Raw genomic sequence first — 13,213 nt, 5'->3', positions numbered from 1 at the left:
TGGGCAGTGGCTTGTCAGGGCGGAAGGAACAGCCAACGGCCGGCCTTTCGGGGCGGCGCATTCTAGCACGGTGGTTTTATGACGCCAGTTGAAGCACGGTGCCATCATGCCATGGATGCGACGCCTGCAGCGTGTCGGCACATCCGGTGACAACTTATCTACGGTCGTATGTGCCGTTGCCAGAGACGAGCCTGTTATTTGAAGCGCCTTTCCACGCCCATTTCCACGAGAATCTTTGCAGATATTTCCTCTACCGAAAAATGCGTGGAGTTGATATTCGGAATATTCTCCCGGCGGAACAGGCTCTCTACTTCGCGCACTTCGAATTCGCACTGGGCAAAACTTGAGTAACGGCTGTTGGCCTTGCGTTCATGGCGGATCGCGGTAAGCCGATCAGCGTCGATGGTAAGCCCGAACAGCTTATGCCGATGAGCACGTAGTACGGTGGGCAACTGCAGACGCTCCATGTCTTCTTCGGTGAGCGGATAGTTGGCCGCGCGGATCCCGAATTGCATTGCCATGTACAGGCACGTCGGGGTCTTGCCTGATCGCGACACGCCCACCAATATCAAGTCGGCTTTGTCGTAATAATGGGTGCGGGCACCGTCGTCGTTGTCCAGCGCGAAGTTCACCGCCTCGATACGATCCATGTAGTTGGAGTTGCGCGCGATGGAATGGGACTTGCCCACGGAGTAGGAGGAATGGGACCCCAGCTCCAGTTCCAGCGGCGCCAGGAAGGTGGAGAAGATGTCGATCATGAAGCCATTGGAGGTGGCGAGAATCTCGCGAATGTCCTGGTTCACAATGGTATCGAATATGATCGGTCGTACCCCGTCGCGGTCCGCCGCGGCGTTGATTTGTTGCACCATTGCCCGCGCTTTTTCCACGCTGTCGATATAGGGGCGGGTGAACTTGTTGAACGTTATGGTTTCGAATTGCGCGAGCAAACTCTGGCCAAGCGTTTCAGCAGTGATGCCGGTGCCGTCAGAGATAAAGAAAGCTGATCGTTTCATTTGCGCCCCGGGGCTTAGGCTGCGGAAGAATCCTGAGATATCATCGGCCCGTTTCGTTGGGCTCGAGTCTCGCATTCTCACGCATTTCGAAGACTCGGGCCACTGTGCCCCGTAGGGCGCCATGAAGGCGCCTGGTCCAAATCCTTTTGCGGAGACATCACCTTGGTAGATTACGTAGTTTCCCTCGATAAGCTCGGCGTCCATGATGTAGAGCACGTGGGGGGCAAAAACGCATCCCTGGGCGAGATGATCAGTAACCTCGCGGGCGCCGGTGTATCGGTACCGGGTGGCTTCGCCACCACTGCCCAGGCCTACAGGGACTTCCTGGAGCAGAGCGGGCTGAACGACCAGATCCACGCCGCCCTCGACGCCCTGGACGTGGATGACGTCAACGCCCTTGCGCGTACCGGTGCCCAGATCCGCCAATGGGTCATGGAAGCCGAGTTCCCCGAGCAGCTCAACAACGAAATCCGCGAGCACTTCGCCCTGCTGTCCCAAGGCAATCCGGACATCGCCGTGGCCGTGCGCTCCTCGGCCACCGCCGAAGACCTTCCTGACGCGTCCTTCGCCGGCCAGCAGGAAACCTTCCTGAACATCCGTGGCGTTGAAAACGTGATCCGTGCCGCCAAGGAAGTGTTCGCCTCGCTGTTCAATGACCGCGCCATCGCCTACCGGGTTCACCAGGGTTTCGATCACAAGCTGGTAGCCCTGTCGGCAGGCGTGCAGCGCATGGTCCGCTCCGAAACCGGTACCGCAGGCGTGATGTTCACGCTGGACACCGAGTCGGGCTTCCGTGACGTGGTGTTCATCACCGGCGCCTATGGCCTGGGCGAAACCGTGGTGCAGGGCGCGGTGAACCCTGATGAATTTTATGTGCACAAGGGCACGCTCGAAGCGGGCCGCCCGGCCATCCTGCGCCGCAACCTGGGCAGCAAGGCCATCAAGATGGTCTACGGCGACGAAGCCAAGGCTGGCCGCTCGGTGAAAACCGTGGATGTGGAGAAGGCCGAGCGCGCGCGTTTCTGCCTCTCCGACGCCGAAGTGAGCGAGTTGGCCAAGCAGGCCATGATCATCGAGAAGCACTATGGCCGCCCGATGGACATCGAGTGGGCCAAGGACGGGGACGACGGCAAGCTGTACATCGTGCAGGCCCGCCCCGAAACCGTGAAAAGCCGCTCCAGTGCCAACGTGATGGAGCGCTACCTGCTCAAGGAAAAGGGCACGGTGCTGGTGGAAGGTCGCGCCATTGGCCAGCGCATCGGCGCCGGCAAGGTGCGGGTGATCCGTGATGTGTCTGAAATGGACAAGGTGCAGCCCGGTGACGTACTGGTGTCGGACATGACCGACCCGGATTGGGAACCTGTGATGAAGCGCGCCAGCGCCATCGTCACCAACCGCGGCGGGCGTACCTGTCACGCCGCGATCATCGCGCGTGAGCTGGGCATTCCTGCCGTGGTGGGCTGCGGCAATGCCACCCAGTTGCTCAAGGACGGGCAGGGCGTGACCGTATCTTGCGCCGAAGGCGACACTGGCTACATCTTCGAAGGCGAGCTGGGCTTCGACATCAAGAAGAACTCCGTCGATGCCATGCCGGAGCTGCCGTTCAAGATCATGATGAACGTGGGCAACCCCGACCGCGCATTCGACTTCGCCCAGCTGCCGAACGCCGGCGTAGGCCTGGCGCGGCTGGAGTTCATCATCAACCGCATGATCGGCGTGCACCCCAAGGCACTGCTGAACTACGCCGACTTGCCGGTGGAAATCAAGGACAGCGTAGACAAGCGCATCGCCGGCTACGACGACCCGGTCGGCTTCTACGTCGAGAAGCTGGTAGAAGGCATCAGTACCCTGGCTGCCGCGTTCTATCCGAAAAAGGTGATCGTGCGCCTGTCGGACTTCAAGTCCAACGAGTACGCCAACCTCATCGGCGGCAAGCTGTACGAGCCGGAAGAAGAAAACCCGATGCTGGGCTTCCGCGGTGCCTCCCGCTACATCAGCGAGTCCTTCCGCGACTGCTTCGAGCTGGAATGCCGCGCCCTCAAGCGTGTGCGTGAAACCATGGGCCTGGACAACGTGGAAATCATGGTGCCGTTCGTGCGCACCCTGGGCGAAGCCAGCCAGGTGGTGGACCTGCTCGCCAGCAATGGCCTGAAGCGGGGCGACAACGGCCTGCGCGTCATCATGATGTGCGAGCTGCCTTCCAACGCGCTGCTGGCCGATGAGTTCCTGGAGTTCTTCGATGGCTTTTCCATCGGCTCCAACGACCTCACCCAGCTCACCCTGGGGCTGGATCGGGACTCGGGCATCATTGCCCACCTGTTCGACGAGCGAAACCCGGCGGTGAAGAAGCTGTTGGCCAACGCCATCCAGGCGTGCAACAAGGCTGGCAAGTACATTGGCATCTGCGGCCAGGGCCCTTCGGATCACCCCGACCTTGCCCGCTGGCTGATGGAACAGGGCATCGAAAGCGTGTCGCTGAACCCCGATTCTGTCCTGGAAACCTGGTTCTTCCTGGCAGAAGGGCAGGCTTAAGCAGATAATCACGCCCCCGCCTGGCCTCAGCGCCAGCCGGGGGTGTGATTTTTCTCCTTCGAAAGCCTCTGAACCATGCAAAGCAGCAGCCATTTATTTCCAGTCGCCTTGCTCCGTGCGGAGCGATGCGGCGACCTCAGTGAAGACGTCTACCGGATCAAGGCCGCCAACAGCCCTGACCCTTCCGTGGAGCTGGCCGTTACGCGGCTGGGCCTGGCCGATGCTGCCGCAGAGCGCGGTGCACCGGTGATACTGCTTCATGGCAGTTTTTCCAATCGCCGCTTCTGGTATTCCCCCAAAGGCATCGGGCTTGGCGCGACCCTGGCGCGGGCGGGTTACGACGTGTGGATTCCCGAGATGCGCGGGCACGGCCTGTCGCCGCGCAACCAGGCCTATCGGCACAACGGTGTGGCCGATTACGCCCGCTACGACCTGCCCGTGATCAACGCCTTCGTGACCGAATTGAGCGGGCAGCGGCCCTGTTGGCTCGGCCACTCCCTTGGGGGGATCACCCTGGCAATGGCGCTGGGTGAGCAAACCCTTGCCGCCGATGAGCTCGCTGGCGTGGCGCTGTTCGGCAGCCAGGTGAGCCGTGCGCCATGGCCGCTTCGGGTGGCACCCTTCAATTGGCTCGGGCGGTTGATCATGCGCGGTATGGACCATGTGTCCGGCCCTCGCTTCAAACGTGGCCCGGAAGACGAACCGGCCGGTGTGGCGCTGGAGCTGTTGCGTTGGCACGGGCTACGGCGACGGATGGGGCGCAAGGCAGCGGATTGGCGTGACGGGTTGGCGGACGTGCACCTGCCGGTGCTGGCGGTGGCAGGTGCCGGAGACCGGCAAGACCCACCTTGGGCCTGCGAGCAGCTGTTCGAGCGTTTCGGCGCGCAGGGCCAGTTCCTGCTGTTGGGCCGCGATCAGGGCTTCAGTGAGGATTTCGGCCACGTGGACATGCTGGTAAGCAAGGCCGCCCAGGCTGAGGTATGGCCATTGGTTCAGCGCTGGTTGGCCGCGCCCGCGCGCAGGCTGCCTCAGGCTAGCGTTGGAACAGAAGCAGAGGCTAAGCTCTGAACCACTTCCTGATGAGGTGAACCTTGTGTTTGTAGCCTTGGAGCGTCTGGTCAACCTTGATGACGGTTACAAGCGGGCATTCGCCGTGGCCGGCCGCCAGTTGTTGCTCATCGTGGACCAGGGGCAGCACTTGCTGTTCGAAAATCGCTGCCCTCATCAGGGCGCGCCCTTGCATGACGGTACCCTGGCCAATGGGGTGCTGCGCTGCCGGCGCCACGGGATCGAGTTTGATGTGCACAGCGGCCGGCCGCGGCAAGGCCACTGTGGCTCGCTTATCCGCTGGCCGGTGGCCTATGATGGCGATCGTCTCGGCCTGGACATCTAGCAGGCCTGCTCACTCGCGAAAAAGGAGTTCACCATGCACTACCTGACGCCTGATCTGTGTGACGCCTACCCCGAACACGTGCAAGTGCTTGAACCGATGTTCAGCAATTTTGGTGGCCGCGACTCCTTTGGCGGAGAGATCGTGACCATCAAGTGCCACGAAGACAACTCGCTGGTGAAAGCGCAGGTGGAAACCGACGGCAAGGGCAAGGTGCTGGTCGTCGATGGCGGCGGTTCGCTGCGCCGTGCCTTGCTGGGCGACCTGCTGGCAGAGAAGGCTGCACACAATGGTTGGGAAGGTGTGCTCATCTACGGTTGCATCCGTGACGTGGACATGATCGCGCAGACCGACCTTGGCGTGCAGGCGCTGGCTACCCATCCCATGAAGACCGACAAGCGCGGGATCGGCGACCTCAATGTGCCGGTGACCTTCGCGGGGGTCACACTCAAGCCCGGCGATTACCTGTACGCCGACAACAACGGTGTGATCGTTTCGCCGGTTCCCCTGAGCATGCCTGAATAAAAAGCAGAGGATTTGCAGTCGCTGATGGTTGAACACGACAATTCGGGTGGGCTGGTGCACGCCCTGGTGCTGAACGGGCAGGGCGGTGCACGTACGATTACCCGCGATGAACTCCCAGGCCTGAGCCTGGGCGAGCACGAAAGCCTGTGGCTGCACTGGGATCGTGGCCATTCCCAGACCCAGGCCTGGTTACGCGAGCGTAGCGGGTTGAACGATTTCAGCTGTGACCTCCTGCTGGAGGAGAACACTCGGCCGCGGCTGGTGCCACTGCCCAACTCGCAATTTTTGCTGTTCCTCAGAGGCATCAACCTCAACCCGGGCGCCCAGCCTGAAGACATGGTGTCGGTGCGGATCTTCGCCGAGGAACGCCGGGTGATTTCCCTGCGACTGCGTTCGTTGCGCGCCACCGAAGACCTGGTTGCCCGGCTTGCGGCCGGTGACGGGCCGCGCAATGCCGCGGATCTGGTGCTTTATCTTGCCGAGCGGCTCACTGAGCGCATCCAGGCGGTAGTCGACCAACTTACCGAAACGCTGGATGCCGAAGAAGAGCGCGTGGACGCCGAAGACGGCTACGCCCCCGAGCATTCCAGCCTTTTGCACCTGCGCCGCAGGGCTGCCGGTTTGCGGCGCTTCCTGGCGCCTCAGCGCGACCTGTTCGCACTGCTGGCCCGCAACTGCCCTGGGTGGTTCGCAGGCCAGGACAGTGACTACTGGAACGAGCTGAACAACAGCTTGATCCGCTACCTTGAAGAGCTGGAGTTGAACCGCGAACGGGTGGCCCTGCTGCTCGAGGCCGAGCAGCGGCAGCTCAGCGAGCGGATGAACCGGACCATGTACCGTTTTGGCGTGGTGACCGGGATCTTTCTGCCAATCACATTCATTACCGGATTGCTGGGCATGAACGTGGGTGGTTTGCCGGGCGCGGACAACCCTGAAGGTTTCTTCATTACCTGTGGTGTCACCCTCGCGGTGGCAGTGGGGCAGTGGTTGCTCTATCGGCGGCTTCGCTGGGTGTGAAGGTTTTGCCGTGGAATGTGACCCGGCTGCAAGGGCCTGCGTCTTTGAGTCAAATTCGTGAGGTGATCATGCACGACCCGTTCGAACAGTCCTTGCGCGACATGCTCAACGCCAGCCCCCAGGGGCGCGATGATGACGCCTGCCTGGACCGCGTGTTGAAAACCGCGAACCGCCAGGTAGGCGCGCAGGACCTGTTTGGCCTCATCGGCCGTTGCTTCCAGGCCGGCATGATCGCTGTAAGCAAAGGGGCGCCGCATGTGGCCCCGGTGAACCGTCGTACCCGTACCGCGCAGCGCGCGGATAAGGCTGATTGAACATGGAACTCGACCTCTGGACCCAAAGCCTGGTCACTGCGATGACCGCCCTGTGGACCAAAGTCGCCAGCTTCATTCCCAACCTGTTCGGCGCCCTTGTGGTGGTGCTGCTTGGGTTTGTGGTCGCCAAGCTGCTGGACGCTCTGTTATCGCGAGTGCTCGCCAAGGTAGGGCTCGACCGCCTGATGGCCGGTACCGGCCTTACCAAACTGATGGGGCGCGCCGGTATCAGGGTGCCGATCTCCACGTTGGTAGGTAAAATCGTTTACTGGTTCGTGCTGCTTATCTTCTTCGTTTCCGCAGCCGAGTCTCTTGGCTTGCAACGCGTTTCGGCCACCCTGGATGTGCTGGCGCTCTATCTGCCCAAGGTATTTGGGGCGGTGCTGGTGCTGCTGGTGGGTGTGTTGCTGGCGCAACTGGTCAATGGCATCGTGCGCGGCGCGGCCGAAGGCGTGGGTATCGAGTACGCCGGTGGCCTGGGCCGCGTGGCGCAGTGGCTGGTGATCGTGATCAGTATCTCCGTGGCCATCAGCCAGCTGGAGATCAAGACCGACCTGCTCAACCATGTGATCGTGATCGCGCTCATTACCGTTGGTCTGGCGGTTGCGCTGGCAATGGGCCTGGGCAGTCGCGATATCGCCAGCCAGATCCTTGCCGGGATTTACGTGCGCGAGCTTTATCAGGTTGGCCAGCAGGTGCGTATTGGAGAGCTCGAGGGCCATATCGAGGAAATCGGCACCGTGAAAACCACGGTGGTGACCGAGGAAGGTGAATGGGTGTCGGTGTCGAACCGGATCCTGCTTGCGGAGAAGGTCAGTAGCCGCTGAGCGTGCATATTCTGCTAGTATGCCCGCCGCGAAAAATCACCGGCCCCCACGGGGTGGCGGGTGGACCTGACCTGACCTGCGGCCCGAACCGTTTTGACTAAAGTGCCAACGCCTTCCTTGCGATACGACCCACGCGCGCTGTCCGATGAGGAACTGGTGGCACGTTCGCATGAAGAGCTTTTTCATGTGACTCGCGCTTACGAAGAGCTGATGCGCCGCTATCAGCGCACCCTCTTCAATGTATGCGCGCGTTACCTGGGGAACGATCGGGACGCTGATGATGTCTGTCAGGAAGTGATGTTGAAGGTGCTGTACGGCTTGAAGAACTTCGAGGGTAAATCGAAGTTCAAGACATGGCTATACAGCATCACTTACAACGAATGCATCACGCAGTATCGGAAAGAAAGACGCAAGCGTCGCCTTATGGACGCCTTGAGTCTTGATCCGGTCGAGGAGGCTTCGGAGGAAAAGGCGCCGAAGCCCGAGGAGCGCGGCGGTCTTGACCGCTGGCTTGTGTATGTGAACCCGATAGACCGGGAAATCCTTGTGCTGCGGTTTGTCGCGGAACTTGAATTTCAGGAGATCGCGGACATCATGCACATGGGTCTGAGCGCGACCAAAATGCGCTACAAACGCGCGCTCGACAAGCTGCGCGAGAAATTCGCCAACGTTATGGAAACTTAACGGAACGCGATTCTCTCTAACTGGCGTGCAAGTTCTGCTAGACTTGCCGCCGAGTTGTCCCACGCAGTCCTGGTGGGATCGCTTAACAATCACCAGATGGGGATTTAACGGATGAAACTGAAAAACACCTTGGGCCTGGCCATTGGCTCTCTTGTTGCCGCAACCTCTTTCGGCGTATTGGCACAAGGCCAAGGCGCAGTCGAGGGTGAGCTGTTCACCAAGAAGTACTACACCGACAGTTCGCGTGATCTGGACGATGCCAACCTCTACGGTGGCTCGATCGGTTACTTCCTGACCGACGACGTTGAGCTGCGTCTGGGCTACGACGGCATCCACAACATTCGCTCGAACAACGGCACCGGCAACCAGAAAATCCACGGCGGCAACGCTGCTCTGGACGCCGTATACCACTTCGGTACCCCAGGTGTTGGCCTGCGTCCGTACGTCTCCGCTGGCTTCTCGCAGCAGAGCATCAGCAACGTCGAAGCTCATGGCCACAGCGGCCGTGACCACTCCACCTTCTTCAACGCTGGTGGCGGCGCCAAGTACTACTTCACCGAAAACGTGTACGCACGTGCTGGCGTTGAAGCCATGTACAACATCGACCGTGGCGAGACCGAGTGGGCTCCGAGCGTTGGTGTTGGCGTGAACTTCGGTGGCGGCGCCAAGCAGCAGGAAGAAGTGGCCGCGGCCCCTGCTCCAGTTGCTGAAGTGTGCTCCGACTCGGACAACGACGGCGTGTGCGACAACGTCGACAAGTGCCCGAACACCCCTGCAAACACCACCGTTGACGCTGATGGCTGCCCAGCCGTTGCCGAAACCGTACGTGTTGAGCTGGACGTGAAGTTCGACTTCAACAAGTCGGTCGTCAAGCCTAACAGCTATGCCGACATCAAGAACCTGGCCGACTTCATGAAGCAATACCCGGCTACCACCACCACCGTTGAAGGTCACACCGACTCCGTTGGTACCGACGCTTACAACCAGAAGCTGTCCGAGAAGCGCGCCGCCGCTGTTCGTAACGTTCTGGTCAACCAGTACGGTGTTGAAGGCGCTCGCGTGAACTCTGTTGGCTACGGCGAAACCCGCCCAGTTGCCGACAACGCCACCGACGCTGGCCGCGCGATCAACCGTCGCGTAGAAGCCGAAGTAGAAGCTCAAGCCAAGTAATTTGCGCTGAGCGTCAAAAAAGCCCGGGCAATTGCCCGGGCTTTTTTATTGTCCGAAAAAACCCGGCAAGCCTGCGAAACGGTCTCTCATCACCCGTGCAGCCACACCAGCGCCACGATCAGGTTCGCTGCCAGCGATAGCAGCGCTACCGTGCGCCAGACCTTCAGCGGCTCACGCTCCAGCAACGGCCGGCGCACCGCCGCGAAGCCTTTCGATTCTCCACGCTGCAGCTCCAGCAACCATTGCTCTGCGGTTTCGAAGCGTTGGGCGGGGTTGGCCTGTACGCTTTTTATGACCAGCGCATCCAGCCATTCGGGGATTTCTGGCCGGTAGCGGCTGGGCGCAGTCGGCTGGCCGAAGCGCGGGCGTTGGAAGGCCTCGACTTCGCCATAGGGATAATGCCCGGTAAGTGCCTGGTAAAGCACCACGCCGGCGGCGAACAGGTCTTGCGCGGTAGCAGGGGCTTGGCCCTGGAACGCTTCCGGAGCGATATAGCTGGGCGTCCCCGCCACCTGTTCCGTATTCACCGCCGATAGGCCGGGGCAATAGGCCAGGCCGAAATCAAGCACCTTTAGCTCGCCATCCCCGCTGAACAGCAGGTTTTCCGGCTTGAGGTCGCGATGGATCATGTTGCGCCGATGCAGCAGCCCCAGCGCTTTGAGCAGCTTGTCCGCCAGATGATGCCAGGCATCAAGTGCCAGCGGGCCTTGACTCAAGCGCTCGGCCAAGGTGGTACCGGGGTATTGGCGCATGGCGTAATACAGGTGCTGGCGCCCGGTGCCGCTGTGTACTTCAGGGAAGGCGCGGGCTGCCACACGGCGCAAGAACCACTCCTCAAGTAACAAGCGCTGTTGCTCCTGATCATCATGGGCACACTGCGTAGGCAAGGTTTTCAACAGCCAGGGCTCGCCCTCGGCATTCAGCACGCGGTAAACCAGCGACTGCCGGCTGTGCGCATGAACCCCCTGCACCCGCCACCCCTCGAACAGCTGCCCGGCCTTGAGCATGGGTGGAAGCGGCCACTGGCGCAGCCGGGCCAGATTGTCCGCCAGGTTCACGCTGCCCGGCGACAGCACGCGTACCAGCAGTGCACTGGCGTTGTCCTGGCTGCCGGCGGCGTGCGCCATGCTCACGAGAGTGTCCGCTGCCGCCTGCACGGTTTGCGCCTCACGCAGTACGGTACTGATTTCCCGCTCCTGCAGGGCGCCCCATACGCCATCGCTGAGCAGCAGAAACGCCTCACCGGCGTGCACATCATCTTCGAGGTAATCCACCAACAAGTGCTGGTCCAGGCCCAGCGCGCGCTTGAGCACACGCTGCATGCCCGGCTGGTCCCAAACGTGGTCCTGGCTTAACCGGCGCAACCCCTCCGGCCCCCAGCGGTAGGCGCGGCAATCGCCCACATGGGCGAGGGTGAAGCGGTTGCCGCGCACCACCAGTGCCGTGAGGGTGGTGAGCAGCGGTTGGCCCCCACCATTGGCTTGCAACCAGCGGTTTTGTGCGCCTAGCAACGTGTCCAGCGCGCGGCTCACTGGCCAGGTTTCCGGTGTGGCGTAGTAGTCGAGCGCCAGCGCCTGCAGGGTCGCCCGCGCGGCCAGGCCGCCGTCCACGCACTGGCTTACGCCGTCGGCAAGGCCGAACAGGTAACCCTTGCTCGCCGCCAAGGCGGGGGAGGGGGTGACCATGCGCAGCGCGTCCTGGTTCTCGGAGCGTGGGCCGGTAGCCGTGGCCTGGGCGCATTCCAGGCGCAGCGTGGTGGTCAAACGCGGGCCGCCGTCACAGCCGCCGCGCCCCAGGTGGTGCGCCAGCGACGCTTCACGCTATGCAGCCCGAACCAGGCCACCACAGCCAGCACCGCGAAGGTCCAAAGCGCCAGCTGATAGCTGCCGGTGTGTTGCTTGATCGCACCCAGGCCTGCGGCGAGCAGGAAGCCACCCACCCCGCCCGCCATGCCGATCAGGCCGGTCATTACACCGATTTCCTGACGGAAACGCTGCGGCACCAGTTGGAACACCGCACCGTTGCCCGCACCCAGGCCCAGCATGGTGACAACGAACAGGGCCAGCGCCGCCACGGAGCTGGGCAGGTTGAAGCCCACCGCGGCCATGCACAGCGCGGCCACGGTATACATCGCCAAGAGGGTGCGAATGCCCCCGAAGCGATCCGCCAGCGCGCCGCCCAAGGGCCGCAGCAGGCTACCGCCGAACACGCAGGCGGCGGTGTAATAACCCGCGGTGACAGGGCTTAGCCCGTACTGGTCGTTGAAATAACCGGGCAGGGCGCTCGCCAGGCCAATGAAGCCACCGAAGGTGATGGCGTAGAAGAACATGAACCACCAACTGTCCTTGTCGCCCAGGGCCTTGCTGTAGTCGGCCAGCGTCTTGGGCTTGGGACGGTTTGGCGCATTGCGCGCCACCGTAGCGAACACGACCAAAGTGAGTACCAGCGGAATCAATGCAAAGCCGAATACGTTGGTCCAGCCGAACGCCGCGGCCAGCGCAGGTGCAAACAGTGCGGCAAACACGGTGCCCGAGTTGCCCGCGCCGGCGATGCCCATGGCCTTGCCCTGATGTTCAGCCGGGTACCACTGGGATGCCAGAGGCAGCGACACGGCAAAGGATGCCCCTGCCACGCCCAGCCCGATGCCCAGCAGCAGCGCTTGGGTAAAGCTATGGATACCCAGCTGCCAGGCCAGCGCCAGGGAGGCGATAACAATGCATTGGCCAATGATGCCAGCGGTTTTGGGGGACAAGCGATCTGCCGCCCAGCCCATGATCACGCGCAGGATGGCGCCCGCGAGGATAGGCGTGGCCACCAGCAGGCCGCGCTGCTGAGTGGTCAGCTGAAGGTCTGTGGCGATCTGCACCGCCAGCGGGCCGAGGAGGTACCAGACCATGAAGCTCAGGTCGAAATACAGGAACGCTGCAAACAAGGTAGGCGCATGGCCGGCTTTCCAGAAACTCGTATTCATTGAATACCTCAACGGGCAAGGGGGCTTGATCGATGCCCCGGCTTCGGGGGTCTGAAACGCAAAAGACGCCGCTTCCCGACCTGCGATAACAGGGAGGGAGCGACGTCTTTGTCGTTCGCCCGGCAACCGCCATTGGCTGCCCGAGCTGAATGTGGGTGATACGCTTATGGCTCGAGCAATTCCCGGGCCAGCTTTCAGCCGAGCATCTCGTTCATGGCGATGATTTGCTCGGCGACCTGAATCAGCTTCTGTTGGCGGCTCATGGCCTGGCGACGCATCAACGTATACGCCGCCGCCTCGTCACAGGCCTTGAGCTTCATCAACAGGCCCTTGGCCAACTCGATTCGCTTACGTTCGGCGAGCTGCTGATCCCTGGCGCTGAGCTGCGCGCGAAGCGCCTGGTCGGTTTCGAACCGGGCTATCGCCACATCCAGGATTGGCTGCAAGCGTTCGGCGTGGATGCCTTCCACGATATAGGCGCTCACGCCCGCGCGAATGGCCTGGCGCATCACGTGGGGGTCGTGTTCATCGGTGAACAACACAATGGGGCTTGGGCGATCACGGTTTACCAGAATCACCTGCTCCATCACATCGCGGCCCGGAGAGTCGGTGTCGATCAGGATCACGTCGGGGCGCAGGCGCTCCACTTCCCCGGGCAGGTCGATAGTCAGGCCGCTGGCTTCCATTACCTCGAAACCCGCGCCGCTGAGCGCGTTGCGCAGCCGTCCCAGCTTCTTCTCGGTGTCGTCGATCAAGAGGATTCGAAGCAT

At 61.8% G+C, this 13,213-nt stretch carries 13 protein-coding genes; 9 read left to right on the top strand and 4 right to left on the bottom strand.

Features of this window, described 5'->3' with window-relative positions; translation table 11 throughout:
* Positions 1 to 194 precede the first annotated feature (194 nt).
* A complete protein-coding gene (gene ppsR, locus G7016_RS08130; protein WP_181112596.1) occupies positions 195 to 1,013 on the bottom strand; it encodes a posphoenolpyruvate synthetase regulatory kinase/phosphorylase PpsR in 819 nt (272 codons plus the stop codon).
* Between the two features lie 162 nt (positions 1,014 to 1,175).
* Between ppsR and ppsA the strand changes: the two genes are divergently transcribed.
* The 9 genes from ppsA to G7016_RS08085 all read left to right on the top strand — a co-directional run bounded on the left by ppsA (position 1,176) and on the right by G7016_RS08085 (position 9,472).
* Positions 1,176 to 3,545: a phosphoenolpyruvate synthase gene (gene ppsA, locus G7016_RS08125; RefSeq protein ID WP_181112594.1), complete on the top strand. Its 2,370-nt coding sequence runs from the start codon at positions 1,176 to 1,178 to the stop codon at positions 3,543 to 3,545.
* A 75-nt stretch (positions 3,546 to 3,620) separates the two neighbouring features.
* Entirely contained in the window at positions 3,621 to 4,613 is a 993-nt protein-coding gene (locus tag G7016_RS08120) for an alpha/beta fold hydrolase (protein WP_181112592.1), read from the top strand.
* 25 nt (positions 4,614 to 4,638) lie between these two features.
* Positions 4,639 to 4,938, top strand: coding sequence for a Rieske (2Fe-2S) protein (locus G7016_RS08115; protein WP_181112590.1), 300 nt, complete (start codon positions 4,639 to 4,641; stop codon positions 4,936 to 4,938).
* A gap of 33 nt (positions 4,939 to 4,971) precedes the next feature.
* Positions 4,972 to 5,460 carry a ribonuclease E activity regulator RraA gene (rraA, locus tag G7016_RS08110; protein WP_181112588.1) on the top strand — a complete coding sequence of 163 codons (489 nt, stop codon included), beginning with the start codon at positions 4,972 to 4,974 and terminating at the stop codon, positions 5,458 to 5,460.
* A 24-nt stretch (positions 5,461 to 5,484) separates the two neighbouring features.
* Positions 5,485 to 6,477 (top strand): zinc transporter ZntB, encoded by a 993-nt coding sequence (locus G7016_RS08105; RefSeq protein ID WP_181112586.1) that lies wholly within the window; start codon positions 5,485 to 5,487, stop codon positions 6,475 to 6,477.
* 68 nt (positions 6,478 to 6,545) lie between these two features.
* Positions 6,546 to 6,791 (top strand): CrfX protein, encoded by a 246-nt coding sequence (locus tag G7016_RS08100; protein WP_181112584.1) that lies wholly within the window; start codon positions 6,546 to 6,548, stop codon positions 6,789 to 6,791.
* A gap of 2 nt (positions 6,792 to 6,793) precedes the next feature.
* Positions 6,794 to 7,618: a mechanosensitive ion channel family protein gene (locus G7016_RS08095; RefSeq protein ID WP_181112582.1), complete on the top strand. Its 825-nt coding sequence runs from the start codon at positions 6,794 to 6,796 to the stop codon at positions 7,616 to 7,618.
* 117 nt (positions 7,619 to 7,735) lie between these two features.
* Positions 7,736 to 8,302, top strand: coding sequence for an RNA polymerase sigma factor SigX (gene sigX / locus G7016_RS08090; RefSeq protein ID WP_181113089.1), 567 nt, complete (start codon positions 7,736 to 7,738; stop codon positions 8,300 to 8,302).
* A 111-nt stretch (positions 8,303 to 8,413) separates the two neighbouring features.
* Positions 8,414 to 9,472, top strand: a complete 1,059-nt coding sequence (locus G7016_RS08085) for an OmpA family protein (protein ID WP_181112580.1) — start codon at positions 8,414 to 8,416, stop codon at positions 9,470 to 9,472.
* Between the two features lie 89 nt (positions 9,473 to 9,561).
* On the opposite strand, the gene G7016_RS08080 is transcribed toward G7016_RS08085, so the two are convergent.
* From G7016_RS08080 to G7016_RS08070, 3 genes are all read right to left on the bottom strand, one after another.
* Positions 9,562 to 11,235 (bottom strand): bifunctional protein-serine/threonine kinase/phosphatase, encoded by a 1,674-nt coding sequence (locus G7016_RS08080; RefSeq protein ID WP_258195109.1) that lies wholly within the window; start codon positions 11,233 to 11,235, stop codon positions 9,562 to 9,564.
* Complete coding sequence (locus tag G7016_RS08075; protein WP_181112578.1) at positions 11,232 to 12,443, bottom strand: nitrate/nitrite transporter; 1,212 nt, start codon at positions 12,441 to 12,443, stop codon at positions 11,232 to 11,234. The genes G7016_RS08080 and G7016_RS08075 overlap by 4 nt, the downstream gene beginning before the upstream one ends.
* A gap of 194 nt (positions 12,444 to 12,637) precedes the next feature.
* Positions 12,638 to 13,213 carry an ANTAR domain-containing response regulator gene (locus tag G7016_RS08070; RefSeq protein WP_181112576.1) on the bottom strand — a complete coding sequence of 192 codons (576 nt, stop codon included), beginning with the start codon at positions 13,211 to 13,213 and terminating at the stop codon, positions 12,638 to 12,640.

The sequence above is a fragment of the Pseudomonas japonica genome (genome assembly GCF_013522925.1).
Taxonomy (GTDB): domain Bacteria; phylum Pseudomonadota; class Gammaproteobacteria; order Pseudomonadales; family Pseudomonadaceae; genus Aquipseudomonas; species Aquipseudomonas japonica_A.
This window is presented reverse-complemented; position numbering and strand designations above follow the sequence as displayed.